Annotated in this window: 23 protein-coding genes; 9 read left to right on the forward strand and 14 right to left on the reverse strand. The window is 68.0% G+C overall.

The window, feature by feature from the left end; all coding sequences use genetic code 11:
- Nucleotides 1-132: 132 nt before the first annotated feature.
- Both mtnA and F572_RS0103440 read right to left on the reverse strand, forming a co-directional pair.
- Nucleotides 133-1,209 (reverse strand): S-methyl-5-thioribose-1-phosphate isomerase, encoded by a 1,077-nt coding sequence (gene mtnA / locus F572_RS0103435; RefSeq protein WP_017942273.1) that lies wholly within the window; start codon nt 1,207-1,209, stop codon nt 133-135.
- A gap of 9 nt (nt 1,210-1,218) precedes the next feature.
- Nucleotides 1,219-3,567 (reverse strand): DNA internalization-related competence protein ComEC/Rec2, encoded by a 2,349-nt coding sequence (locus F572_RS0103440; protein WP_369772117.1) that lies wholly within the window; start codon nt 3,565-3,567, stop codon nt 1,219-1,221.
- A 170-nt stretch (nt 3,568-3,737) separates the two neighbouring features.
- On the opposite strand from F572_RS0103440, the gene F572_RS0103445 reads away from it, so the two are divergent.
- Nucleotides 3,738-4,331, forward strand: coding sequence for a DUF2062 domain-containing protein (locus F572_RS0103445; protein ID WP_017942271.1), 594 nt, complete (start codon nt 3,738-3,740; stop codon nt 4,329-4,331).
- Between the two features lie 373 nt (nt 4,332-4,704).
- Here the strand turns inward: F572_RS0103445 and F572_RS0103450 are convergent, their stop codons facing one another.
- Both F572_RS0103450 and F572_RS0103455 read right to left on the reverse strand, forming a co-directional pair.
- Entirely contained in the window at nt 4,705-5,424 is a 720-nt protein-coding gene (locus tag F572_RS0103450; RefSeq protein ID WP_026143063.1) for an ABC transporter ATP-binding protein, read from the reverse strand.
- Nucleotides 5,417-6,667, reverse strand: a complete 1,251-nt coding sequence (locus F572_RS0103455) for a lipoprotein-releasing ABC transporter permease subunit (RefSeq protein ID WP_017942269.1) — start codon at nt 6,665-6,667, stop codon at nt 5,417-5,419. The genes F572_RS0103450 and F572_RS0103455 overlap by 8 nt, the downstream gene beginning before the upstream one ends.
- Before the next feature lie 121 nt (nt 6,668-6,788).
- Here F572_RS0103455 and F572_RS14725 point away from each other — a divergent pair, with 121 nt between their 5' ends.
- From F572_RS14725 to F572_RS0103480, 5 genes are all read left to right on the forward strand, one after another.
- Entirely contained in the window at nt 6,789-7,154 is a 366-nt protein-coding gene (locus F572_RS14725) for a hypothetical protein (RefSeq protein WP_017942268.1), read from the forward strand.
- A complete protein-coding gene (locus tag F572_RS0103465) occupies nt 7,151-8,224 on the forward strand; it encodes an agmatine/peptidylarginine deiminase (RefSeq protein ID WP_017942267.1) in 1,074 nt (357 codons plus the stop codon). Before F572_RS14725 ends, F572_RS0103465 begins: the two co-directional genes overlap by 4 nt.
- A gap of 21 nt (nt 8,225-8,245) precedes the next feature.
- Nucleotides 8,246-9,142 carry a carbon-nitrogen hydrolase gene (locus F572_RS0103470; protein ID WP_017942266.1) on the forward strand — a complete coding sequence of 299 codons (897 nt, stop codon included), beginning with the start codon at nt 8,246-8,248 and terminating at the stop codon, nt 9,140-9,142.
- A gap of 326 nt (nt 9,143-9,468) precedes the next feature.
- Nucleotides 9,469-12,939 carry a transcription-repair coupling factor gene (gene mfd, locus F572_RS0103475; RefSeq protein WP_017942265.1) on the forward strand — a complete coding sequence of 1,157 codons (3,471 nt, stop codon included), beginning with the start codon at nt 9,469-9,471 and terminating at the stop codon, nt 12,937-12,939.
- A complete protein-coding gene (locus F572_RS0103480; RefSeq protein ID WP_017942264.1) occupies nt 12,940-13,617 on the forward strand; it encodes a CsiV family protein in 678 nt (225 codons plus the stop codon). It abuts the gene before it with no gap.
- A gap of 46 nt (nt 13,618-13,663) precedes the next feature.
- On the opposite strand, the gene F572_RS0103485 is transcribed toward F572_RS0103480, so the two are convergent.
- The 3 genes from F572_RS0103485 to F572_RS0103495 are packed head-to-tail and all read right to left on the reverse strand — an operon-like array spanning nt 13,664 to nt 16,315.
- Nucleotides 13,664-14,629, reverse strand: coding sequence for a S49 family peptidase (locus F572_RS0103485; protein ID WP_017942263.1), 966 nt, complete (start codon nt 14,627-14,629; stop codon nt 13,664-13,666).
- Nucleotides 14,630-14,642: 13 nt separating this feature from the next.
- On the reverse strand, nt 14,643-15,338 hold the full coding sequence (locus tag F572_RS0103490) for an HAD family hydrolase (RefSeq protein ID WP_017942262.1): 696 nt from the start codon (nt 15,336-15,338) through the stop codon (nt 14,643-14,645).
- Nucleotides 15,335-16,315, reverse strand: a complete 981-nt coding sequence (locus F572_RS0103495) for an RluA family pseudouridine synthase (RefSeq protein ID WP_017942261.1) — start codon at nt 16,313-16,315, stop codon at nt 15,335-15,337. The genes F572_RS0103490 and F572_RS0103495 overlap by 4 nt, the downstream gene beginning before the upstream one ends.
- Before the next feature lie 435 nt (nt 16,316-16,750).
- Here F572_RS0103495 and F572_RS0103500 point away from each other — a divergent pair, with 435 nt between their 5' ends.
- Complete coding sequence (locus F572_RS0103500) at nt 16,751-19,693, forward strand: Rne/Rng family ribonuclease (protein WP_017942260.1); 2,943 nt, start codon at nt 16,751-16,753, stop codon at nt 19,691-19,693.
- Nucleotides 19,694-19,821: 128 nt separating this feature from the next.
- Here F572_RS0103500 and F572_RS0103505 read toward each other — a convergent pair whose 3' ends face one another.
- Nucleotides 19,822-20,313 (reverse strand): low molecular weight protein-tyrosine-phosphatase, encoded by a 492-nt coding sequence (locus tag F572_RS0103505; protein ID WP_026143061.1) that lies wholly within the window; start codon nt 20,311-20,313, stop codon nt 19,822-19,824.
- Nucleotides 20,314-20,589: 276 nt separating this feature from the next.
- On the opposite strand from F572_RS0103505, the gene F572_RS0103510 reads away from it, so the two are divergent.
- Both F572_RS0103510 and F572_RS0103515 read left to right on the forward strand, forming a co-directional pair.
- Nucleotides 20,590-21,879: a flagellar hook-length control protein FliK gene (locus F572_RS0103510; RefSeq protein WP_017942258.1), complete on the forward strand. Its 1,290-nt coding sequence runs from the start codon at nt 20,590-20,592 to the stop codon at nt 21,877-21,879.
- A gap of 4 nt (nt 21,880-21,883) precedes the next feature.
- Nucleotides 21,884-22,255 carry an EscU/YscU/HrcU family type III secretion system export apparatus switch protein gene (locus F572_RS0103515; protein WP_026143060.1) on the forward strand — a complete coding sequence of 124 codons (372 nt, stop codon included), beginning with the start codon at nt 21,884-21,886 and terminating at the stop codon, nt 22,253-22,255.
- Here the strand turns inward: F572_RS0103515 and F572_RS0103520 are convergent.
- The 6 genes from F572_RS0103520 to motD all read right to left on the reverse strand — a co-directional run bounded on the left by F572_RS0103520 (nt 22,250) and on the right by motD (nt 26,076).
- On the reverse strand, nt 22,250-22,675 hold the full coding sequence (locus F572_RS0103520; RefSeq protein ID WP_017942256.1) for a DUF2802 domain-containing protein: 426 nt from the start codon (nt 22,673-22,675) through the stop codon (nt 22,250-22,252). The genes F572_RS0103515 and F572_RS0103520 overlap by 6 nt on opposite strands.
- A gap of 160 nt (nt 22,676-22,835) precedes the next feature.
- On the reverse strand, nt 22,836-23,021 hold the full coding sequence (locus F572_RS0103525) for a hypothetical protein (protein WP_017942255.1): 186 nt from the start codon (nt 23,019-23,021) through the stop codon (nt 22,836-22,838).
- A 55-nt stretch (nt 23,022-23,076) separates the two neighbouring features.
- Nucleotides 23,077-23,535 (reverse strand): chemotaxis protein CheW, encoded by a 459-nt coding sequence (locus tag F572_RS0103530; protein ID WP_017942254.1) that lies wholly within the window; start codon nt 23,533-23,535, stop codon nt 23,077-23,079.
- A 128-nt stretch (nt 23,536-23,663) separates the two neighbouring features.
- Nucleotides 23,664-24,380, reverse strand: coding sequence for a chemotaxis protein CheW (locus F572_RS0103535; RefSeq protein WP_017942253.1), 717 nt, complete (start codon nt 24,378-24,380; stop codon nt 23,664-23,666).
- Nucleotides 24,377-25,177, reverse strand: coding sequence for a ParA family protein (locus F572_RS0103540; RefSeq protein WP_017942252.1), 801 nt, complete (start codon nt 25,175-25,177; stop codon nt 24,377-24,379). The genes F572_RS0103535 and F572_RS0103540 overlap by 4 nt, the downstream gene beginning before the upstream one ends.
- On the reverse strand, nt 25,174-26,076 hold the full coding sequence (gene motD, locus F572_RS0103545; RefSeq protein WP_017942251.1) for a flagellar motor protein MotD: 903 nt from the start codon (nt 26,074-26,076) through the stop codon (nt 25,174-25,176). Before motD ends, F572_RS0103540 begins: the two co-directional genes overlap by 4 nt.
- Nucleotides 26,077-26,078: the final 2 nt, after the last annotated feature.

Genomic DNA, 26,078 nt, shown 5'->3' on the forward strand with positions numbered 1-26,078 from the left:
CGCCGTCCGTCTGAACAAGCTCGCGATGATACCACAGGGGTAACCACTGGGGCTCGGCTTTTCGCCCCTCAAAACGGTTCTCCGAGGCTCTCAGCCCCGAGCGCGGCATATTCGCCCACTCTTTTCCAATCGTCAGCGAGCGGATGCCGCCTGATCGGCGGGTACGGGCACTCGCAGGCTCGCCAGTCGTTCACGAGTAGGCGCCTCGACCACGCCGCGCTCGGTCACGATGGCATCGATCAGGTCGGCGGGCGTCACGTCGAAGGCCGGGTTGTAGCTGCGCGCCCCGTCGGCGGCCACCCGCTGACCGGCCAGTGCCAGCACCTCGTCCTCCCCGCGCTGTTCGATGGGGATGCCCGACCCGTCCTCCATCTCGAAGTCGATGGTCGCGACCGGAGCCGCCACCATGAAGCGAACCCCATGGGCGCGCGCCAGCAGTGCCAGGCCATAGGTGCCGATCTTGTTCGCGGTGTCGCCGTTGGCGGCGATCCGATCCGCCCCGACGATCACCCAGCCCACTCGGCCCGATTGCAGCAGACTGGCGGCGGCCCCCTCGCACAGTACCTGCACCGGGATCCCGTCGTGGACCAGTTCCCAGGCGGTCAGCCGGCTGCCCTGCAGCCACGGCCGGGTCTCGTCGGCGAACACCTCCTTGATCCGCCCGGCATCCCAGGCAGCCCGGATGACGCCGAGTGCGGTGCCGTAGCCGCCGGTGGCCAGCGAGCCCGTATTGCAATGGGTCAGCACCCCTCGCCCGGGTTCGATGAGCGCTGCCCCCAGGGCGCCGAGTTCGCGGTTGCCGGCGATATCGGCCTCCAGCATTGCGTCCGCCACCCGCCGGGTCTCGGCGACGGCCGCCTCCGCCGACTCGCTAGCGGCCACGACCTGCTGCATCCGATCCAGCGCCCAGAACAGGTTCACCGCCGTAGGCCGGGAACCCCTCAGGATCTCGATATCGGCGTCCACGCGGGCGCGCCAGTCGTCCTTTCCCAGCGCGCACTGGCAGGCGAGCACCACGCCAAACCCGGCCGTGATCCCGATCGCCGGCGCGCCGCGGACGACCATGTCGCGGATCGCCTCCGCCACGGCCGGGGCATCGCGGTAGGTCTGCCAGACACTCTCCTGCGGCAGGCGGCGCTGGTCGAGCAACTGGAGTTCGCCATCGCGAAAGCGAATGGGGCGGATTGTGTCGGAGTGTGCGCGGTTCATCCCGCCAGTCTACCAGCGTGTCCGATCGCTCGGCGCCTCCGTGCATGGCTCCGCATCCGCCGACGCCGGCATCCGGCCGGGCTGCCAGAGGCGGCGGTCGCGTACCCGATATCCGGACGCCACGTGCAGGTCCGAATCGGCGAGCACCTGCAAGGCGCCTTCGACGCCGGTCTCCCGAAGGGGTATACAGGCCGACCCCAGGCGTGCACGTACCGCGTCCGGCAGGCCCCGCCCCTGCGCATCCGTACTCGCCCACGCCCGGAGCGGCGGCGCATCGCGCAGCCATCCGCGACTCAGGCTATCGGCCCCGGCCCCGCGCGGCAGTATGAGCAGGTCGCTGGCGCGCCGTTCCGGCCCATTCCGCATCAGCACCGCCTCGCCGAGTCCGCCAAGGCCGCCGGTCAGCAGCAAGCGCACGCCCCCGGCGGTCTCGACCGCGAGGACACAGGATGCCGAGGCGCTCCCGTCCCAGCCCGGGGGTGGGTGCAGCACCTCGAAATCCACCTCGTCCCATTGCCAGCGTTCTCCGGCCTCGCAAGCCCGCTCGCGCGGCCCCGTCGGGGCTCGACGCAGGGTCTCCGCAACGGGCATGGCACTCCGGACGCCGGCGGCGCCCCCGGCATGTGCGGCATGCTCGTGACTGAGGATCAGCCGATCCAGGTGTCGCACCCCCACCGCCCGCAGCGCGGGCACCACAATCTGCTCACCCGCACTGTAGCCGCCCGCACGCCCGGGACCGGCATCGAACAGCAGGTTGTGATGGCGCGTCTGCAGCAGCACCGACTGGCCGTTGCCGACGTCCAGCATGTGCGCCCGCACCGCGCCCGATTCCAGATCGGGCCGCATCGGCAGCACCAGCGCCAAACCGGCGAGCAGGATCCACACGGCGGCCCGGCGGAGCCGGGGTTGCATCGCCATGACCACCGCCAAACCACCCAGCAGGCTCGCGGCCAGGGGGACCCGCCGTTCGTCCACCAGCACGGGCAACCCCGACAACCCGTCCAGCACCGCAACCAGCAGCGCCAGCACCGCATCACCCGCATGCATTAGCGGGTACCCCAGAGGAACCCACACGGCCGCCAGGCCGGCTCCCAGCAGCAGCACCGGCAGCACCAGCAGGCTGATCACCGGCACCGCGACCAGGTTGGCCAGCGGTGCCACCCAGGCCCCCAGCTGGAACCAGCCAAGGCTCAGCGGCAGCATTGCCAGCGCGAGCATGACCTGGATGCTTCCGGCCTCGCGCCACCCGGGCCGGCCCGAGCGCCCCTGCAGCAGCATGAGGATCACCGCGACCGCGCCGAAGGAGAACCAGAACCCGGGTGCCAGCACGCTCGTCGGCTGCCACAGCACCACCGCGATCGCGGCCAGCATCAGGCCACGCCAGGCGAATGCCTCGCGGCGCCACAGCAATGCCGCCATGAAGGCCGCCAGCATGATCAGCGCCCGCTGCGTGGGAATACTGAAGCCGGCCAGCGCCGCATACACCAGGGCGCCGCTCAGACTGGCCAGCGCGATGAAGGCCGCCCTGCGCAGACGTCGCTGCAATGGGAGCAGGGACCTCCAGAGCCCCGCGGCCAGGAGGCCGACAAATCCGGCGACCAGACCCACGTGCAGCCCCGAGATCGCCATCAAATGATTGGTCCCGGTGCGCAGGAAGGCGTGCCATTCCTCGTCGGTCATGGCCTGGCGGTCCCCGATCACCAGCGCCTGCACCAACCCGGGGTGGCGCAGGTCCGGCGCAGCCGATTCCACGCGTTCCCGGAGCCAGGCCCGCGCCCCGTGAAGACGGGCGCGCCAGGGCGTCGTGCCCTTCCCCTCGGAAACCGCGTTGGTCCCTTTCAGATCGATCAGTGTGGCAGAGCCATGCAGGCCCTCGCGGTAATACCATCCCGCCCGATCAAAGCCGCCCGGGTTGGCCGGCCCCGCCGCGGGTCGCAGCCGCAGGGTCATGACGGCCCGAGTGCCTGGCCTCACCTCGGGCCGGCCCGGATAGGCCGACACCAATAACTCGGTCGCACGGAACGCCCCCGGCCCCGCCTCGGTCGCCTCGATCGTTACCCGGAAACGGCTGCGATGGCCGGCGTGTTCCGGCAAACTCGTGACGGTCGCCAGGACGGTGACTTCCTCGCCGGAAAGCGCCGGCGTCAGGGTCCGGTCCAGCCATGCGCTCGCGGTCGTGAAAACCAGCCCCCAAGCCACCAGCATGCCCAGGGCCATGGTCCATGCTTTCATCGCGCGCAAGCGGAAAAACCGGAGACCAACCACCGCCACCAGGGTCACGAAAGCGAATACGAGAACCAGAGCGGGGGTCGGCGCAACCGGCTCCGGGAGTCGGTGTAGCCACCAGGCCGTGAGCAGCAGGCCAAGGGCAAACCCGGTCACGGCCGAACCTCCAAAGCCTGCGGCCCGAAACCGCGTGCGATCTGCGCGGCGCCCGCCACGAGCAGACGCCGGCCAAAATCGGCGAGAATGAATAGCCCATGCGCGGGCACCGGTCCGCGCGCGATGCAGCATCGGCAACCCGATAGATGGCAAAACACATCATCAAGAAGATGTTTCCCGGCATGGACCACATGCGCGGGCACAAGGCGCTTGCCCCGCTCGGGCCGCGCCTGGGTTCGCCGGATTTGTGGCATCTGAACCGCCGCTCCGTGGCTGGTGCGTTTGCCGTCGGGCTCTTCGTGGCCTTCCTGCCACTGCCCATGCAGATGCTGATCGCCGCCGCCGTGGCGGTGTTGGTCCGCGTGAACCTGCCGATCTCGGTGATCCTGGTCTGGATCTCCAACCCGGTCACCATGCCGCCCATGTTGTATCTGGCCTATACGATCGGGCGCAAGCTACTGGACGAACCCCGCCGTGACATCCACCTGGACTGGAGTTGGGAATGGTTCACAACGGAGCTGCTGACCATCTGGCAGCCCCTGCTGCTGGGAAGTGTGCTGCTGGGTGCCGCAGCCAGCCTGTCCGGTTACCTGCTCGTCCGGTTCCTGTGGCGCCTGAACGTGGTCCAGCGCGTGCGCAGCCGCCGCTACCTGAGACGCCTGCGCAAGGAAATGGCGGAACGTGAGGCGGCCACCCGGCGCAACGGGCAGCCGAAGAGTGAACAGGATCCGCCTCGCTAGTCCGGCCCGGGAAGGACTCCCGGCCATCACCCGGATCATGCGGGGAAACAGGAGCGGCACCAGGGAAACACTGATTAATGTACGCGCTCGCGCTCGAGTCGCTTTTGCGTGCGAACAAGGCGCGGTGACTGCCGTGCAGTCATTCTGCACAAGGGAGCCGCAACGCCGTTCCCACGCCCGTTTCTGTCAACAACGGGCGGCCGAGCCCCTGCTTTCAATGCCTTGTGGGGTTGGCACCCCAGGTTCCCCGATCCTGCGTTGCGGCCCGAATCAGTCAAAAACGGGCCGGTAGAACCACGACCGGCTGCGCGCCGCGCCTGGTCTCGGAAAACCTGGGGTGCCAACGCGAGCGTGTACCTTGATCCGTGTTTCCCTAGTTGTGCGCGCCCAACTGGCCGTCGAAGGATTCCGGCGCCAGGTGCCCCTTGACCAGCTGGACCGAGCGGTCCAGTTCGCGTGCGAGGGTGATGTCGTGGGTTACCAGGGCCAGCGCGGTACCGGTGGACCGATTCATCGCCCGGAGCAGCTCGAAGACCTGCGCCGCCCGTTCCTGGTCCAGGTTGCCGGTTGGCTCGTCCGCCAGGATGGCCGAGGGCCGCGTCACCAACGCCCGGGCGATCGCGACCCGCTGGCGCTCCCCGCCGGAGAGTTCCGCCGGCTTGTGTTCCAGCCGCGGGGCCAGATCGACCTGGCTTAGCCAGTGACGGGCCTCCTCCCGCGCCTTGCGGTTGGACAGTCCCCGGATCAGCAGCGGCAAGGCCACGTTCTCGGCTGCGGTCAGCTCGGGCAGCAGGTGATGAAACTGGTAGACAAAGCCCAGGTGCTGGTTGCGCAGATGGCCGCGCCGTGCCTCGCTCATCCGCGTCCAGTCCGTGCCCAGCAGGCGGACCTCACCCGCGGTCGGGCGATCCAGCCCGCCCAGCAGGTGCAGCAGCGTGCTCTTGCCACTGCCCGAGGCACCGATGATCGCGGTCTGATCGCCGGGTTGCAGGGCGAAATCGACGCCGCTTAGAACGGCCACATCCAGCTTGCCATCGCGGAAGCGGCGTTCCAGCCCGATCGCCTCGAGCACGGGCATATCGCGATCAGTCATAGCGCAGCGCCTCCGCCGGCTGGGTCCGGGCCGCCCGCCAGGCCGGGAACAGCGTGGCCACCACGGTCAGCAGGAACCCGAGGATCCCGACCCGGAGAACATCCGAAAGCTTGAGTTCGGACGGCAAGTCACTGATGTAATAGACCTCGGCGGACAGGAACTCGACGCCGGAGACGCGCTCGATGAAGGGCACGACCACATCGATGTTGGCTGCCAGCGAGACGCCGGCCAGTGTCCCCAGCAGGATGCCGATCGCCCCGATCACCACCCCCTGGACCATGAAGATCACCATGATCCCGGCTGGCGACAGCCCCAGCGTTCGCAGGATGGCGATGTCCCCCTGCTTGTCGGTCACCAGCATGATCAGGGTCGACACGATATTGAAGGCGGCCACGGCCACGATCAGGGAGAGGATGATGAACATCACCATCTTCTCCATCTGGATCGCGCGAAAGAGGTTCGCATGCTGGCGGGTCCAGTCGGATACCCGAAACAGCCCGTCCAGCTGGGCCGCCACATCGCGGGCCACCACCCCCGCCTCCATCATGTCGGTCAGGCGCAGCCGCAGGCCAGTCACCTGTTCGCCCATCTGGAACACCGCCTGGGCGTCTTCCAGGTGAATGAACGCGGTTCCGCGATCGTATTCGTACATTCCGACCTCGAACAGGCCGGATACCTCGAAGCGCCGCATGCGCGGCATCACCCCGGCCGGCGAGACCGACGCCTGCGGCGCCATCAAAATGATCGAATCACCGACCCGAACGCGCAGTTCGGCGGCCAGTTCCCGCCCGAGCACCACCCGGTAGCGTCCCGCCTCCAGGCTCCCCAGTTCGCCCTGGAGCATGTGTTCGCCGATCCGCGCGACGCGTTCTTCCGCCTCGGGCTCGACACCGCGGATCAACGCACCGGAGATGTTCCCGCGGGCACTCAGCATGGCCTCGCCCTGCACGTAGGGCGCGGCTGCCACCACACGGTCGTCGATCTCCGGGGCCGCGCGCTGCAGCCGCTGCCAGTCCCGCAGCCCGCCATTGGCCTCGCTGATGGTTGCGTGCGAGGCCATACCCAGAATGCGTTCGCGCAGCTCGCGCTCGAACCCGTTCATTACTGACAGGACCGTGATCAGTGCCATCACGCCGAGCACCAGCCCGATGATCGACACCACCGAGATGAACGAGATGAAGTGATTGCGCCGTTTGGCGCGCGTATAGCGCAGGCCGATGGCGAGGGTCAGGGGGCGGAACATCGCGAAATCATGCCAGAGATACTCGGTCGCGCCTATAGCCCGGGACAGGGTGCTGCGAGGGGGAGGCACGGCGTCACACTTGACGCTACCATGGGGGCATCCAGCAAACGGAGAGTTGGCCATGCCAGGGAAATGCAACGCCTCGACCCCCACCCCGAAAGCCGGCGCGCGCCGCTACGGCACCGCGCGCACCGCAACGGCCGCGATCGTGCTGGCCCTGTGTGCCGGGGCCATGGCCACCGCATCGGCCGACATCGTGCGCAGCCCCGAGGGCGGCTTCACCGTGAAGGAGCGTGAAGGCGTTCCCACCCGCGGCCAGACACAGTCGGCGGTCATTCGCCAGCATGGCGAGCCCGAAAAGCGTCATGCCACGGTGGGGGACCCGCCGATCACGCGCTGGGACTATGCCGACTTCTCGGTGGTCTTCGAGGGCGAGTACGTACTGCATAGCGCCGTGCGCAACGGATCCAGCGCCGATCATCGATGAGCGCGGGGGAGACCGCCCCGGCAGCGCCGCACCGCCGCCTCCCGGCCGAATGGGAGCCGCAGGGCGCGATTCAGCTCACCTGGCCGCATGACGGCACTGACTGGGCGCCCGTCCTGGACCGGGTGCACCCGGTCTTTGCGCTGATCGCCGCGAGCATCAGTCAATACGAGCCGGTCATCATCGTCGCCCGCGACCCCGAGCACATCGAGGAGATCTCCGGCTTTCTGACCGAGACCTCGATTCGGCCCGACCGGCTCTGGTTCGCCCTCGCCCCCAGCAACGACACCTGGGCCCGGGACCACGGCGCCATTACCGTGTTCGACGGCGACCAGCCACGCCTGCTGGACTTCACCTTCAACGGCTGGGGTGGCAAGTATCCCGCGGACCTGGACGACGCGATCACCCGCACGCTCGCCAGCCAGGGCGTGTTCGGCAGCTGCGTGCCGGAACCCACCGGCCTGGTCCTCGAGGGCGGTTCCATCGAATCCGATGGTTCCGGCACCCTGCTGACGACCTCGCGCTGCCTGCTCTCGGATACCCGCAACCCGGAACTGGACCGAGCGGGGCTCGAGCAGCGCCTGACCCAGTGGCTGGGTGCCGAGCGCATTCTCTGGCTGGAACATGGCCAGCTGGAGGGTGACGACACCGACGCCCATATCGACACCCTGGCGCGCTTCTGCGCGCCCGATACCATCGCCTATGTCCAGTGCGACGATCCGCAAGATGCGCATTATCCGGAATTGCAGGCGATGGAGCAGGAACTCCAGGCCCTGCGCCAGGCCTCCGGCGAGCCCTACCGGCTGATCCCGTTGCCCTGGCCCGCCGCGATCGTCGAGGAGGGCCGGCGCCTGGCCGCCACCTACGCGAACTTCCTGATCCTGAACGGGGCCGTGCTCCTCCCGGTCTACAACGATGCCGCCGACGCCGTGGCCCGCGACCGGCTCGCCGAGGCCTTCCCGGGACGCGAGATCGTGGAAATCGACTGCCGCGCGATCATCCGCCAGGGTGGCAGCCTGCACTGCCTGACCATGCAGTACCCCGCAGCCGCCCTTGGCATCCCGCAGGAATAACCCGCACCGCGAGCCCGCGCCATGTCCAGCAACGCCCTCTCCGTCGCCTTGATCCAGCACCGGGATACCGGCAGCGTCGAGGCCAACCTCGACGCAACCGCGACCGCCATTGCCGAGGCCGCCGCGAACGGTGCCCAACTGGTGGTGCTGGCCGAACTGCACACCGGCCCCTACTTCTGCCAGACCGAGGACCTCGCCACCTTCGACAGCGCAGAGGCGATCCCCGGCCCGAGCTGCGAACGGCTGGCTGCGATCGCGAGGGAAAACCGGGTGGTGCTGGTCGGCTCGCTGTTCGAGCGCCGGGCCCCCGGGCTCTATCACAACACCGCGGTGGTCTTCGAAACCGACGGCCGCCTGCTGGGTACCTACCGCAAGATGCACATCCCGGATGATCCGGGCTACTACGAGAAGTACTACTTCACCCCGGGGGATACCGGCTTTGTCCCGATCGACACCTCGGTCGGCCGGCTCGGCGTGCTGGTCTGCTGGGACCAGTGGTATCCGGAGGCGGCACGCATCATGGCGCTGTCCGGCGCCGAGGTGCTGATCTATCCGACAGCCATCGGCTGGGACCCGCAGGACACCCCGGAGGAACAACGACGCCAGCAGGAGGCCTGGATCACCGTCCAGCGTGGCCATGCGGTGGCCAACAACCTCCCGGTGATCGCCTGCAACCGAACCGGTCACGAACCCGACCCCTCGGGGCACTCCCCGGGCGCGACCTTCTGGGGCACGAGCTTTGTGGCGGGCCCCCAGGGCGAATTCCTGGCCCGGGCCGGCGAGGACGCGCCGGAGATCCTCGCGGTCGAGCTGGATCGCGGTCGCACCGAGGCCGTGCGCCGGCAGTGGCCATTCCTCCGCGACCGCCGCATCGACGCCTACGCCCCCATCCTGAAACGCTACATCGACCCCGACTGACCCCGGGGCACGGCTATCGAGACCGCTTGGGACTCGGAGGAAAACGATTCACAGGAAGACGCGAAGCTCGGAAGAGGGATAATGATGGGGGCCGCGGCAAGCCCCGCCCCCATGGCACGCTTCCCGGTGAGCCAACGGGCCCAGCCTTCACCCCAGCTCCCTTCCCGTCTTCCAAACTTCCTGTAAATCGCCCTTGGCCTGAACCTCTCCGTGAACTCCGTCGCCTCTGTGGTCAAACCGCCCTTGACCTTCAAGGGACCACGCGCACCCGTCAGGCGGAATCCGTATAATCGCGACCCTTTCCGCAGCCCCAACCCAACAGGCCCATGTCCGAACAACGGCGCAACCCGATCCAGCCCGGCCGCTTCCCCGGCTCCGGTTTCGAGGTCTGGACGGGGCTCAATGCCTCCGCGGCCACCCTCGCCCTGTCCCGCAACGCCGGCGAGTTCACCCGGCCCCTGCTGGTCATCACGGAGTCCAACGAGGCCGCCGACCGCTGGCAGGAGGAATGGGAATTCTTCGCCGGCGACCGCGACCTCCCGTTGCTGCGCCTGCCGGACTGGGAAACCCTGCCCTTCGATGTGTTCTCCCCGCACGAGGACATCATCTCCGAGCGCCTGCGGACCCTGTACCACCTGCCGGGGCTGGAACGCGGCATCGTGCTGATGCCGGTTTCGACCCTGATGCAGCGCCTCCCGCCGCGCGACTGGCTGACCACCCAGGGCCTCTCGCTGCAGACCGGCCAGCGCCTGGACCGCATGACCCTGCGCGAGAACCTTGCCGAGGCCGGCTACAGCGCGGTCCAGCAGGTGATCGGTCATGGCGAGTTCGCGGCGCGTGGCGAGATCCTGGACCTGTTCCCCATGGGTGCCGACGAGCCCGTGCGCATCGAATTTCTCGACGACGAGATCGACTCCCTGCGGAGGTTCGATCCCGAATCCCAGCGCTCCACCGAGAAGGTCGAGCGCCTGGAGATCCTGCCCAGCCACGAATTCCCGCTGAACGAGACGTCGATCAGCGAATTCCGTACCCGCTACCGGGCGCAGTTCTCCGGTGACCCGTCCAGCCACGCGGTCTACCGCGACATCAGCGAGGGCCTGGTCCCGCCGGGGATCGAGGCCTACCTCCCGCTGTTCTTCGAGCACATGGACACCGTGTTCGATTACTGCCCGGAGGCACAGGTTGTGCAGGTCGGCAACATCGCCGGGGCGGCCGAGGAGTTCGCGCAGGAGATCCGCGACCGCTTCGAGCAGCTCGGCCACCAGTACGACCGCCCCCTGCTCCCGCCCGAACGGCTCTACCTCGACCTCGACGATCTGGGGAACGCCCTGCGCGAACACCCCGGCATTGGCCTGGGGGACCCGGCGGCGCCACTCCCGCCGGACCGGGGCGCCCGGATCGAGTTCGCCTGCGACCCGCTCCCGGAACTGGGTATGCAGCAGGGCCGGGAGGATCCGGCCCAGCGCCTGAAGGGCTTCGTCGACACCCAGCAGCGCGTCCTGGTGACGGCCGAATCCGCCGGGCGCCGGGAGGCCCTGCTGACCCTGCTGCGGGAGCAGTCCGTGCCGCATCACGCGGTGGACGACTGGGAGGCCTTCCTCAACGCGGAGCCGGGCCTGCACGTCACCGTCGCGGCACTCGGCGAGGGTTTTGTGCTCCCGGAGGGCGTCGCAGTCGCTCCCGAGGCCGCGCTGCTCGGCGAGCGCGCCCGACAAACCCGCGGGCGCAATCGCACCACGCGCGACGCCGATGCGGTCATCCAGAACCTGAGCGACCTGACCATTGGCGCGCCGGTGGTCCACGAGGAACAGGGCGTGGGTCGCTATCTCGGCCTGCAGACACTGGACTTCAACGGCCAGCCCTCCGAGTTCCTCACCCTGGAATACGCTGACGAGGCCAAGCTCTACGTCCCGGTGTCGTCGCTCCACCTGATCAGTCGCTACACCGGCGCGGACGCGGAGCATGCCCCCCTGCACCGCCTGGGCAGCGAGCAATGGAGCAAGGCGCGTCGCAAGGCGGCGGAAAAGGCCCGCGACGTGGCCGCGGAACTGCTCGATATCCACGCGCGCCGGGCGGCGAAACAGGGCACGGTCTTCGATACCGACACCGCCGAGTACCACGCCTTTGCCGCCGGCTTCCCGTTCGAGGAGACGCTGGATCAGCAGCAGGCGATCGATGCCGTGCTGGCCGATATGGCCGACACCCGTCCGATGGACCGGGTGATCTGTGGTGACGTGGGCTTTGGCAAGACCGAGGTCGCGATGCGCGCCGCCTTCGTCGCGGTGCAGAACAACAAGCAGGTCGTCGTGCTGGTCCCCACCACCCTGCTCGCCCAGCAGCATCACCAGAACTTCACCGATCGCTTCGCCGACTGGCCGGTGCGCATCGAATCGCTGTCGCGCTTTCGCAGCACCAAGCAGCAGGCTGGGGTGCTGGAAGGCCTGAAGGACGGGAAGGTCGACATCGTGATCGGCACCCACAAGCTGCTGCAGGCCAATCTCGACTTCTCCAATCTCGGCCTGGTCATTGTCGACGAGGAGCAGCGCTTCGGCGTGCGCCACAAGGAGGCGCTGAAGAAGATGCGCGCCGAGGTGGACATGCTCACGCTGACCGCCACGCCGATCCCGCGCACCCTGAACATGGCGCTGGCCGGCCTGCGCGACCTGTCGGTGATCACCACGCCACCGCGCGAGCGTCTGGCGATCAAGACCTTCGTCAACGAATGGAATGACGCCATTATCCAGGAGGCGTGCCTGCGCGAGATCCGGCGCGGCGGCCAGGTGTACTTCCTGCACAACGAGGTCAACACCATCGAACGCACCGCCCAGCGCCTGCAGGAGCTGCTGCCGGGGGCGCGCGTGGGGATCGCACACGGCCAGATGCGCGAGCGCGAACTGGAACAGGTGATGCTCGATTTCTATCACCGGCGCTACAACATCCTGGTGTGCACCACCATCATCGAGACCGGCATCGACGTGCCCACCGCCAACACCATCGTGATGAACCGCGCCGACAAGCTGGGGCTGGCGCAGATGCATCAGCTGCGCGGGCGTGTCGGCCGCTCGCACCATCGCGCCTATGCCTACCTGATCACCCCGCCGGAAAAGGCCATGACCGCCGACGCGAAAAAGCGCCTGGAGGCGATCGCCTCGCTGGAAGACCTGGGCGTCGGCTTTACCCTCGCGAGCCACGATCTGGAGATCCGCGGGGCCGGTGAACTGCTGGGCGACGAACAGAGCGGGCAGATCCACGAGGTCGGCTTCTCGATGTACAACGACCTGCTCAACCGCGCGGTCAACGCCCTGCGCTCGGGCAAGATGCCGGAACTGGAGGCGCCCGAGTCCACCGGCACCGAGGTGGAACTCGGGCTGCCCGCGCTGCTGCCGGCCGAATATGTCCCCGACGTGCACACCCGCCTGATCCTCTACAAGCGCATCAGCAGCGCCGAATCCTCCGATGCCCTGCGCGAGCTGGAGGTCGAGCTGGTGGACCGCTTCGGGCTGCTGCCGGATCCGGCCAAGGCCCTGTTCGAGGCCGCCCGCCTGCGCCTGAAACTGACCCCGCTCGGGATCCGCAAACTGGAGCTGGGTCCGGCTGGTGGCCGTCTGGTCTTTGGTCCGAGTCCCAATCTGGACATCGCGGCCCTGATCCAGCTGGTGCAATCCGACCCGCAGGCGTACAAACTGGACGGCCAGAAGGCCTTCCGCTTCTTTGCGCCAATGGAGACACTGGAAGCCCGCGCGCAGGCCGTCCTGCGCCTGCTCAACACGATCAGCCCCGAACAACAGGCCGCCTGAATGTCCAACGCCCCTTCCGAAGCCCCGAATCGTTCCCGTCGCCGCCTGCTGGCCGGACTCGCTGCCCTGCCCGTTGTGGGCGTCGGCGGCCCGGCGCTGGCCCAGGCCGGGCGGGAATATCGCATCGAACTGGTGATCTTCGAGCACCGCACGGACGAGAGCCGGCGGCTGCAGATGGAGCTCGCCGCACCGCGCGAGGCGGCCTTCGGAGAATCCGAGCTGGGCGGGCGGATCTATCGCGACTCCCGCCGGGGTTTCGAACTGCAGCGGGTCGTCCGCCGTGTGGAGGATTCCGGTGCCGGGCGCATCATCGCGCGGCTGGCCTGGGACCAGACCGGCCGTGACCACGCCTCCGCACCGTGGCTGCGGGTCCAGCAGGGCCGGCGCCTGGGCCTGCACGATCCGATTGGCGGTGAGCGCGGCCTGTCGCCCCGCCCGCTGCTGGAAGACCGCGAGGAACGCTTCGAGCTGGAGGGCCGGCTACGGATCTGGGTGGGACGTTACCTGCACCTGGAGACCGACCTGATCTACCACGTCGACGAACCGATGGACGACCAGCCCGCCCGCGCCATCACCGTGCGTGGCAGCCAGCGCATGAACTCGGGCGAGGAGCTGTTCTACCTCGATCACCCGGTGATCGGCATGATCGCCCGGGTGACGCGCATCGACCGGGGCTGATCGGCCCCGGTCGAGCCGCCCGCGCGCCTCCTTCAGCGGGGCTGGATCAACGCCACTGCGGCGTGGATTCCCAGGTCATCCACTGCTGGAAGGCCGCCATGCCCAGATCCTCGAACAGCAGTTGCAGCGGGCTGCGACGCGGCTTGAACACCACCAGCTTTTCCACCCCTATCACGTCCCGGGCCACGCTGCGGTCGGTGCCCAGACCGTCGATCAGCCCCAGCTCCACCGAGTGGTCGCCGGTCCAGATCAGGCCGTTGAACAGGTCGTCCCGTTCGACCAGGCGATCCCCGCGACCGGCGCGCACCACATCCACGAACTGCTGGTGCACGCCCTGCAGGACGCCGTCGAGGTGGTCCACATGCCCCTCGTCCAGCGGCAGGAATGGGTCGAGAAAGCCCTTGTTCTCGCCCGCGGTGAACAACCGGCGTTCCACGCCGATGTTGTCGATCAGGTCCACCAGCCCGAAGCTGTCCATACGCACCCCGATCGACCCCACCATGCTGGCCTGACTGGCATAGATTTCGTCCGCCGCGACCGCGATGTAATAGGCCGCCGACGCGCCCACATCCCCGATCACCGCGTACACCGGGATCTCCGGATGCTTTTCCTTCAGCCGCAGGATCTCGTCGTGGACGTTGGCCGCCTGAACCGGGCTGCCCCCGCCGCTGTTGATCCGCAGCATCACCGCCTGGGTGCCCTCGGATTCGAAGGCCTCGTTCAGGACCTTGGAGATATCCTCGGCATTGGCCGCCGCGCTGGAGGCGATCAGCCCCTCGACCTCGACAACCGCCACGTGTTCGCTCGGCTCGCGTTCGCTCTCGAACATGCCCGCAAGCCCCATGTCGCCGCCCCGCACCAGAATCAGCAGCGCGACCAGATAGAAAAAGAACAGCAGCTTGAAGAAGATGCCCCAGCGCCGGGCCCGGCGCTGCTCGATCACCTGGGCCTGGACCAGTTTCTCGAGGGTCTCGCGTTCCCAGCCCGGTTTGTTGTCGTTTGCCCAGCCCATCGTGGCTCCTTGGTTAATGTGCGCCTTCGGCCTGCCGGAATGCCTCCAGCAGGGCTTCAAGATCGGGTAGCAGCGCCAGCGGCGCCGCACCCTCGAGTCGCCCGGGCGGATGCACCCCGTGGGTCACGCCCACGCCCGGCACGCGGGCATGCCGCGCCATCTCGAGATCATAAACGCTATCACCGACCATGCGCGTTCGGCCCGGTTCCACGCCGGCACGCGCCATCACGAACTCGAGCATGGACGGATCCGGCTTTGACGCATGCTCATCCCCGGTCGCGGTCGCGACGAAATACCGGCCCAGGCCGGTCGCCTCCAGCGCCTGGTCGAGCCCGCGCCGGGATTTGCTCGTGGCCACGCCCAGCAGCACATCGCGGCCTTCGAGCCAGTCGAGGAGCTCGGACACGCCCGCAAACAGGGGGGTCTCCGGGGCATCCACGGCATCCAGATAGCACGCGCGATACGTGGTCGCGAAGCGTTCCACGAAACGGTCATCGGCATCCGGATACAGTTCCCGCACCGCCGCCTGCACCCCGAGCCCGATGATATTGCGCAGGCTCGCCTCGTCACGCACCGGGGCCCCGATCTCCGTGGCAGCACGCTGCAGGCAGTGCACGATCCGCCGCGGCGAATCCATGAGCGTGCCGTCCCAGTCGAACACCACCAGCCGCAGCTCGCCATTGGCCAGGGGTAGCAACGGGGCCGTCACGCCCCCTCTCCCTCATCCGTATCCAGACTGGCGAGCACGGCGGACAGTTCGTCCGGCAGCGGCGCCGAAAAGATATGCCGTTCGCCATCCGACGACTGGTAGGCCAGCGACTGGGCATGCAGGAACAGGCGTTTCAGGCCATGGCGACGCAGGCTCCGATTGGCATCCGGCAGGCCGTAGTCATGATCCCCCCCTACCGGGTGACCAAGCGCCTGCCCGTGCACCCGGATCTGGTGCGTGCGACCGGTCCCGATGCGGACCTCGGCCAGCTGGAACGCCCCATGCGCTTCCAGTGGCTGGAAGACGCTGCGCGCGGCGCGGGCCCGCCCGTCCTCGGCATCGGTCTCCCCGGTCTTCATGCGGCGGCGACCGTCGTCCTGGCGGCCACTGGCGATGGGGGCATCGCATTCGACCGGCTGATCGCTCGGGAAGCGACCCACCAGCAGGGCCAGGTAGCGCTTCTCCACCCGCCCTTCGCGGAGGGCGGCGTGAAAGTCCTGCAGGGCCGCGCGGCGCTTCGCCAGCAGCAGGCAGCCGCTGGTCTCGCGATCCAGGCGGTGACCCAGTTCCAGCTCGCTATCCGGCCGCAACTGCCGCATCGCCTCGATAATCCCGAAGGCGAGCCCGCTGCCACCGTGCACGGCCAGTCCGGACGGCTTGTCCAGCACCAAAAGGTTGTCGTCCTCGAAGATGATCGCTTGCCGCAACCGTTCCAGGACCCTGGGCGGAATCTCGGTGGTCGCCGCCTCCGGCCGGTCAAGGTCCGGCACGCGAACTTCGTTGCCGACGACCAGGCGCTTGTGCGCCTTCGCCCGCCGGCCGTCCACGCGCACCGCGCCCTGGCGCACCAGTCGGTAGATCAGCCCCTTGGGCACGCCCTTCAGTTCGCGCAGCAAGAAGTTGTCCAGGCGCTGGCCGTCGCCACGCTCGGTGACACGGAAGCTACGTGGGCCGGATGGTTCTTGGCGTCCTTTCATGGCGCGGGATGCTACCCGAGCCGTGCACGCCGGGCTACTGCACCCGACCCTCCCACGGGCGAAAAAACTTGCCGAGACCGGGGGTTATGCCCTACATTGGCGCACGGTACGTTCCCGCGACAAGCCGGCAACGCGCCTCGAATCACCTGCCGCTTCGATCCACCAGCCAACGAAGGCTGCCGGTCGAAGGGCCATCGCCGCAAAGCGACACTGTGACGCTATTTTTTCTAACCCAGTCCTGTCCCCCCGGCTCCGCCTCTCGCAGGCGACTGATCCCGTGGTTGCTGGTGAACACCTGGCTGGCACGCTGGCTTTCGCTACGCGCCGCCGCTGCGAGCACGCGTGCGCAAGCGTTGCCGTGCCGCCGCTCGATCGCCGCACCCGGGGTTGTGCTGTCCCTCGCCGGACGCCAGGACGCCCTACCGAGTCCATTGCATGAAACGCATCCTGATCAATGCCACGCAGCCGGAAGAGCTGCGTGTCGCCATGGTCGACGGCCAGAGGCTGTACGACCTCGACATCGAACTGCCCTCGCGCGAGCGCAAGAAGGCCAACATCTACAAGGCCAAGATCACCCGTGTCGAACCGAGCCTCGAGGCCGCGTTCGTCAACTTCGGTGCTGATCGCCACGGCTTCCTCCCGTTCAAGGAGATTGCGCATACGGCCGTCGGCGCCCCGGCCGACAGCGACAAGCCGATCCGCGACTTCCTGAAGGAAGGCACGGAACTCCTCGTCCAGGTCGAGAAGGAAGAACGCGGCAACAAGGGCGCGGCGCTGACGACCTACATCAGCCTCGCCGGTCGCTACCTGGTCCTGATGCCCAACAACCCCAAGGCCGGGGGCGTCTCGCGCCGCATCGAGGGCGAGGATCGCGCCTCCCTGCGTGATGCGCTTTCCGGGCTGACCATGCCGGAGGGCATGGGCGTGATCGCCCGCACCGCCGGGGTTGGGCGCAGCACCGAAGAGCTGCAATGGGATCTGGATTACATGACCGCGCTGTGGGCCGCCGTCACCGAGGCCGCGGACAAGGCCAAGGCCCCGGCGTTGATCCACCAGGAAAGCAACGTGATCATCCGCGCCCTGCGCGATCACATGCGCAACGACGTCGGCGAAGTCATCATCGATGACAACGATGTCTATCAGCAGGCCGAGGACTTCGTCCGCCTGGTGATGCCGAATAGCCTGCGCAAGCTCAAGCGCTACGATGATCCGGTCCCGCTGTTCAATCGCTACCAGATCGAGAGCCAGATCGAGAGCGCGTTCGACCGTGACGTCACCCTGCCCTCCGGCGGCGCGCTGGTCATCGACCATACCGAGGCCCTGATCTCCATCGACGTCAACTCGGCCCGCTCCACCAAGGGTGGCGACATCGAGGAGACCGCCTTCCACACCAATCTGGAGGCGGCCGAGGAAGTCGCGCGGCAGCTGCGCATCCGCGACCTGGGCGGCCTGATCGTGATCGATTTCATCGACATGAACGCCAACAAGCACCAGCGCGAGGTCGAGAACCGCCTGCGCGAGGCGCTGGAGATGGACCGTGCGCGGGTCCAGGTCGGTCGTATCAGCCGCTTCGGGCTGCTGGAGATGTCGCGCCAACGGCTGCGCTCCTCGCTGGGCGAGTCCAGCCAGAACACCTGCCCGCGCTGCGAAGGCCACGGCCAGATCCGCAGCGTGGAATCGCTGGCCCTGTCGATCCTCCGCCTGATCGAGGAAGAGGCGATGAAGGACCGTACCGGTCTGGTGATGGGCCAGGTCCCGGTCGACGTCGGCACCTTCCTGCTGAACGAAAAACGTGAGTCGATCACCGATATCGAGGATCGCCACAAGGTCGACATCAGCATTATCCCCAACCCGCAGTACCTCACCCCGCGCTTCGAGGTCCGCCGGGTACGCGGTGACGAACGCGAGGAGACCCTCAGCGACCGTGGCTCGCACGAACTGGTGGAGATCGTGGAGGACGAGAACGAGCCCCATCAGGAACGCCGAAGCAAGGTCGAAAAGCCGCTGGTCCAGGGCGTGAAGATGACCGGGCCGGCCCCGGTCAGCGAAAGTGCACCCGCGGCCCCGGAAACCTCCGAGCCGGTGCCCCAGCCGGGCTTTTTTGCCCGCATCTGGTCGTCGCTGTTCCCCAACGCCGCCCCCACGGAAAGCGACGACGAGGGGCAGCAAGGCGATCGCAAGGAAGGCGGGCGCCCGCGGCGTGGCGAAGGCAACCGCGGTGGCAAGAACGGCGGACGCAGCGGGGGCCGGAAGAAGGCCGACAACGGCGGCCGCAAGGCCCAGGACAAGCGCGACGATGCCGAAAAGGGCAAGAAAAGCGGCCCTGACAAGACCGAAGGCGCCAAGGACGACAAATCCCGGGCCGATAGCGCCAAGGGCCGGTCGCGCCGGGGCGGCAAGAAGGACAGCGATGCCGACAAGGGCTCCCCGCGGGAAGCGGTGAAGCCTGCGCCGGACGGCAACGGATCCGAAACCCGAGGTGGCGAAAAGGCCGGCGACAGCCGGCCGGCAGAGAAGCCTTCAAAGGCCAGGGACGATGCACCCGCTGCGGAAACGGGCGAGCCACCGGCCGCCAAGGGCCCCGAGAAATCCGACGACGATGATGGCAGCAAGGGTCGCACCCGTTCCCGTCGCTCCCGTCGCGGGGGCCGCCGCCGCGGCGGCCGCGGCCGCTCCGGCGAGAATGCCGGCGACACCGGCAACGAGACCGCGCCGAACGCCCAGGGTGATGGTGCCAAGGCGCAATCGGGGACCGAGACGGCGGGCCCGTCCCCGGCGAAGGCTCAGGCCTCCGAGAAGCCCCGCGATACGGCTCCCGAACACGGCGAACCGTCCGGGGCTTCGGACGCCGTGCCGCCCAAGGCCGACACGACCAGTGAAACCCCGAAGGGTGACGATGCCCCGGCCAAGGGGCGCAGTCGAGGCGGGCGCACGCGCAAGCCGGACGCGGACACCGCCGCACCCGAGGTGACCCCGGCGACGGATGGCGCGGAGACCTCGTCCAAAGCGGAAGCGCCCGCGCCGGCGATGAACGAAGCCGCACCGAAGAAGGCCACAGCGGAACCCGCAGCCGCCGAAGGCAAGAACGAACAGGCCCCGGCCAGGCGTCCCTCCCGGTCCGGGTCTGGTAGCACCTCCGGCGATTCGGCTGGTCAAGCGGAGGTGAACGAGGTTTCGGAGGCACCGGCGAAGCCGAAGACCCGCCGCTCGAAGCCCGCCGCTGCGGAAAGCCGCGCGGACAGCGCGAATGAAGGGACCGCAACGGCCGCCCCGACCAAGCCCGCAGAGGGGAACGAGCAGAAACCCGCCGGATCCGGATCCACCGCGGACTCGACGGAGACGGCAGCCGAGAGCCCGAAACGCAAGGGTGATGACTGACCGATCGACCGGACCTGCGTCCGGGTAGAATCAGAAGGGGCCCGCCATTTGGCGGGCCCCTTTTCATTTGGGCCCCGGGATCTGCCGCGCTGGGAAGCCCGAGCGCGAGGCATCCGGGGAAATACGGATCAGGATGTCTTCAGTGTGTGACGGTCCCGGATATGCTCCAGCAGCCCGTCCGCAGCCGCTTCGACCAGGTCCATCACATGCACGAAGCCGTCGCCGCCGCCGTAATACGGGTCCGGGACCTCGTGCTCGTCGAACTGTGGCGCAAAATCCAGGAAGCGCAGTAACTCCGCCCGCGCAGCCGCCGGGCGGATCCGTTCGGCGTCGCGGTAGTTCGCATCGTCCATGGTGAGGATATAGTCAAACTCCAGGAAATCCTCGGGCTCCAGCTGACGTGCGCGGAGATGATCCAGATCGTAGCCGCGCGAACGCGCCTCCTTTTGGGCTCGACGATCGGCCTTTGCCCCCACGTGGAAGCCCGCGGTGCCGGCGGAATCGACCTCGATGGCATCCTCCAGACCCTGGTCGCGGATCCGCGTCTCGAACACGCCGTGCGCCATGGGCGAGCGGCAGATATTGCCCAGGCACACCATCAGTACTCGTATCTTCGACATCGCGTTGCCATCCCCATCAAGAAAGACTTCAAGGTCACACAGGTCAAAACCACCATTCGCGCGGTTGCCCCATATTCCGGGCACGGGCCGCGCTTCGACGCACTGGCCAACGGGCGGCCCCGTCCCACAAAACCCTGGATCTGCGGGCGCCCGGGCACGAACGTGAACCGTGGTCAGGATCGGGTAAGGATACCAAACCGCGCCGTCGTCCCGTGGGCGTTTCCTGCCCTGCCCTGCGGTATGCGATGCTGAGGCTTTGCATCAAGGAACCTGGCCATGGTCGACCTCGGCGGCCCGCGAATCCCCGGCTCGATGCCGTCCGGAACCGTCACCGTCGGTTCGGGTAGTGGCGATCGGCCCACCCTGCAGCCCGGGGCGCGCGTCGAGGTTCGAGTCCTCGATGTGCTGCCGGATCGCAGCGTGCGCCTGCGCATGGAACCCGCCTCGCCCCAGGCGGGTGCGGCCAGTTCGCCCCGCCCTGCATCGTCCCTCCCGGTGGTCACGGCGCAATTGGCCGGCGCCCTGCCCGACGCGCTGCTGAACCGTCCCGGTGGCGGGGGCGGCCCCGTGATGCTCGCGGAGGTCACCCGTACCGAACCCCGCCTGGAGGTGCGTCTGCTGGCCCTGACTGGGGATCGCGCCAGCCCCCGTGCGAGTCCCGGCGCACCGGCCAGCGCCACTCAGCAGTGGCTGGGTCAGGAACTGCGCCAGCAACTTCCCGGTGCACGACCGCTCGGCCCCGCCATCCAGACACTGCTGACGCAGACCACCCCGGTGCCGCGGGGTGACGCGTCCACCCAGAATGCGGGGGTGGCCGCTCCACCAGCACCGCCTGCCCTGCAGCGTCTCGTGGAACTGCTGCCCACGCCGGGACAGCTGACGCAGCCGGACAGCCTGCGCCAGCACGTCCAGCATTCCGGGCTCTGGATGGAAGCGATGCTGGGGCTGGCGGCCCGCGGTCAGGGGCCGACCCATCCCTTTGCGGCCGATCTCAAGGCTCAGCTGTTGCGGGCCGCGGACCAGCTCCGCCAGGCGGGCGACGCCCGCCCAACCGCACAGCCCGCGGCCCCTGCCACACCCTCGACTGCCACCGCTACCGCCCTCCCGGCCCTGACCGGCCTGCTCGAGGGGCTGCTCAAGCGGGTCACGTCCCTGCAGCTCCAGTCCCTGCAATCCTTCGCAAGCGACGAACCCGGCAACAGTCGCTGGTTCTTCGAGCTGCCCCTCCGCAGCGAGCAGGGCATCCAAGCCATCTTCGGCGAGATCCGGCGCGAGAAGTCGCTCGAGGACGGTTCGGATCCGCCATGGTCCATTGTGCTGAGCCTGGATGTGGGCGATCTGGGACCGACCCGGATCGCAGCGGCCTCGCGCAATGGGGGCGTCAGTGTGCACTTCACGGCCCGTGACCCCGACACCGTCACCCGGCTGCGAAACGAAATGCCGGCGCTGCGCGAACGGCTGGACGAGCGCGAACTGACGGTCACGGGACTGTCGGTTCGTCAGGGTGAGGTTGACCCGGACCCACCGCCGACGAACGCCCATCCGATGCTGGACGAGCAGGCCTGAATCGATGGCCCACAAGGACGCCGGAGGACGGAGCAAAAAAGGTCACTCGCCGCCCGAACGAGCGGTGGCACTGGAGTGGGACCGGCGGCGGGCCCCGAAGATCACGGCCAGCGGCTCGGGCCTGACCGCCGAGGCGATCCTGCGGATCGCGGAGGAACACGGCATCCCGCTGCACCAGGATCCGGCACTTAGCGAGGCGCTGGCCCAGGTCCCGGTGGGGAGCGAGATTCCCGAAGAGCTCTACGTCGCGGTAGCAGAGATTCTGGCCTTCGTGTTCCTGCTGGCCGGGATTACCCCCGACGATCGAGCTGGCGGCTACCAGGACCCATCACGCAGGCCCCCGTCACATCGTGACCGGGGGGGAGCGGACTCATGAACGCCCGGAAAGTCCCGAAGCGTCTGCCGTCCCGGTGCCGTGCAGGCTGAAGAGCAGGTCGAGTTCGGTCGAGGTCAGACCACAGCGCCGGCGCACTTCTTCGCGGCCCTGCCCCTGCTGGATCAGGCGAATGGCCTGCTCGTAGGCCCCGCTGTCCCCTTCGCGGGCGCGCAGCTCGCTGTGCTGGTCGTGCAGACGTTCCAGTGCGCGCTGCACCGACGCCTGAGCCTGACCATGGGTGGCCACCCCCTCGGACAGGGCCTTCATCGCACCCTGCAGGGCCATCACCGATGTGGCCTGGCGCTGATAGTCCTGGCGCAGTGCCGCCAGCTGGCGCCGCAACAGGATCACCAGCCCCACGGAAAACGCCGCTACGATGGTCGCCAGCAGCGCAATCAGCGCGACCAGCCAGATCAGCATTCCCTCTCCCATTGCACGCATTCTCCTGAAAACCGGGGCCGGTCGATTGTCGCGTGAATCAGGGTCGCATGACCACCTGGGGAAACGATTGCCAGTCAGTGTGGATCCGCCGACCCGTTCGATAAACCGGCTTGGGAACGCCCGGATATGCCGTGCGCCTTCAGGCGTAATCGTCGATCAGTCCGCGGCGCTTGCCGCGTTCGTCCTTGCGTGGGGGGCGCTGCTGGGCGGGTCGCACAGCAGGCCGGAACACCGGGTCGCGGTCGTGATCATCGCTCAACTGACGACCGGGCACCGTGGTGTGAACCGGACGTACGGTCCGATCCGGCTGCAGCTCATCGACCATGGCTCACCTCCCGGCTGGTCCTCGTCCATCTGGAGTATAGACCCGGCGTGGCGAGCTACAGTTCGCGCAACTGCGCCCACTCCTCGTCCGACAGCAGCTTGTTCAGGTCCACCAGGATGGTCAGACCCTCTTCGGTGCTGGTCACGCCCTGGATGAAGCGACTGCTGTCATCGTTCCCGACCTCCGGTGCCGGTTCGACGGAGTCCGGGGAGATCCGCACGACCTCGGAGACCGAGTCCACCAGGATCCCCACATTCTGGTTGTCCACGTCGATGATCACGATGCGCGAGGCTTCGTCCGACTCCCGGTCCTCCAGCCCCATCCGGCGCCGTGCATCGATCACGGTCACAACATTGCCGCGCAGGTTGATGATCCCGAGGATGTAGTCCGGCACGCCCGGGACCGGCGCGATCTCGGTCACTTTGAGGACCTCCTGGACCTGCAGGACGTCAATCGCGTAGGTCTCGTCCGCAAGACTGAAGGTCACATACGGAGCGGTGTCGGCCTTGGCCATGGCTTCTACGTCTTGTGCGCTGCTCATGTCGTCCTCGATAGTCCGTGCAGGCGGGGTCCGCCCTGTGATGTCATCCTGACCGGGTTATCGGCCGATCACCGCCATGCTTGAGTTTCGCGGGTCCGCGCTCAGTCCCAGCCGCCCTCGTCCAGTGTCCGGTCCAGTGCCTCCAGGTCGAGGAGAGTCGCCATCTTCTCGCGCTCCACTCCGGCCAGCCAGGGCAGGCGCCGGCGGTGGCTGCGCCAGCGCAGCGAATCCGGTTCGATCACGCGGGTTCCGTGGATCGCCCGGCAGGCCAGCGCAAAGCGGGAACCGGCCAGGAACACAACCTGACGCGCGGTGTCGGGTTCGTAGTCGCGATCTTCCGGAGTGACCACTGCGGCCAGATCGATCAGCTGTACCCGCCCCTGCTTGGTGTCGGCCAGTCCAAGGTACCAGACCGAATGATTCGGGGTCGGCCGCACCTCCAGGCTGTCCAGCGGCGCCACGCCGCCCAGGGCCTGCAGCGGTGCGAGCAGGGTCAGATTCCCGGCCTCGATCACCAGGGCGGAGAAGGGTTGCTCGGGCCGCGGGTAATCGCGCTCCGCGGGATCGGCCGGGGGTGCCGGCGGGGCCTGTGTGACGACCGCTTCAGGTGTTGCCACTTTCACCGGGTTCGCTTCGCGGACCGGGGCTTCCACCGACTCCGCCGGCGGGATTTCCGGTGCGGGCAACGCCGGTTCCAGAAGGTCCGGGCGCAACAGCGAGCGGACCGGTTCCGGTTCGTCCAGAAGGCTGCCGAAATAGTCGTCCAGCGCGTCCGGTTCGGCCTTCAGGGCCAGGTTGTCGACTGTGGATCGTTTCATCCGCGCCGCCTCCGTTCATGGGGTTCGGACAGCTGTCCGCCGATGGCCTCCAGCAGGTCCGAATACGCCAGCACGCCGCGCGCGTCCGGAATCATGAAGCACAACGGCTGACCGGCGCTGGAGGCGTCGCGGAACTTGGTGTCCACCGGGATGACGCCGGGCCAGACATCGTCCCCGTACAGTCGGCGCAGTTCCGCCAGGGCCTCGTGCGCCGCGCGTGTGCGGCGATCGAACAGCGTCGGAATGATCCGGTACTGCAGCTCGGCCTTGCGCGACTTCTGTACCATTTTCAGTGTGTTGATCATCCGTTCAAGCCCCTTCAGGGCGAGGAATTCGGTCTGCACCGGCACCAGCAGCTCGTCACAGGCCGCCAGCGCATTGACCATCAGAACCCCCAGCATCGGCGGGCAGTCCAGCAGCACGTAGTCATACTGCCCGGAGACCTTCTCCAGCGCATGGCGCAATACCAGCCCCATGCCGCTTCGGGTCCCCAGCTGCCGATCCAGCGTGGCCAGCGCGGTACTGGCGGTCAGCAGGTCCAGACCCGGGAAGCGCGTCTCGCGAATGAGCCCGTTCGGGTCCGGATCGGCCCCCTCGGCACACTGGCTGAAGAGCTCGTAGACCCCTCGTGTCGCGGTCTCCGGGTCGTGCCCGAAGTACGCGGTCAACGAACCATGCGGGTCCACGTCCACCAGCAGCACGCGCTGCTCCGGCCCGGAAAGCAGTCCGCCCAGTGTCACCGTGGTGGTCGTCTTGCCCACCCCGCCCTTCTGGTTCGCAACCGCCCAGACCTTCATGGTGTGTCTCCATCCGTCGGGAGCGGTGCGGGCGGAAGATCCTCGCGCAGGCGCTCCGGTTCCTGCGCGCCCTCGGCGCGCGGACGCGCCCCGGGCAGGACCACGATGGACACGCGCCGGTTCTCGGCACGGCCCTCCGCGGTTTGATTGGTGGCGACCGGCCGGTGTTCGCCATAGCCCAGCGCCACGAGGTTCTCCGGGTCTACCCCCGCCGTCTCGAACACGCTCACCACCGCGGCGGCCCTTCCGGAAGAGAGTTCCCAGTTGGAAGGATAGACCGCGGTCTGGATGGGCACGTTGTCCGTATGTCCCTCCACATGGATGCGCGAGACCCGTGGCGCCAGGATCCCGCCCACCTCCTGCAGCAGGTCCTCCGCCTGCGGGTTCAGGGTCGCCGAACCGGACGGGAACAGCAGACGGCTGGTGATCTCGATCTCCAGCCAGTAGGCCTCGCGAGTGACGCGCAGATCGCCCTGCTCGATCCAGCGTGCCATCGCCTGTTCGATCTCGCGCGCCGTATCGGCCAGATCGTCGAGGAACGCCTGCATCCCCTCGTCGCCCGGAGCATCATCCAGCATCCCGCTCAGGGCCATGTCGATGGGCTGCGGGCCGTCTTCCACCAGACCGGGCTGGACCTCGATCGGCACCAGGGCGCGCAGATCCTGCGGACTGCGTTCGCGCGCGACGGTCGGCTCGCCTACCTGGATCGGCTCGGCCTGCATCGGCGCGCGGAAGGCATCCACCAGCGATTCCGACAGCACACGGTACTTGCCGTCATCCACGGACGAGATCGCGTACATCACCACGAAAAACGCCAGCAGCAGCGTGACCAGATCCCCGTAGGGAATCGCCCATGCCTCGTGATTCTGGTGCTCCTCTGCCCGCTTGCGTCGTGCCATGG

Origin of the sequence: Thioalkalivibrio sp. ALE14, from assembly GCF_000376845.1 — a bacterium.
In the GTDB taxonomy this organism is placed as follows: domain Bacteria; phylum Pseudomonadota; class Gammaproteobacteria; order Ectothiorhodospirales; family Ectothiorhodospiraceae; genus Thioalkalivibrio.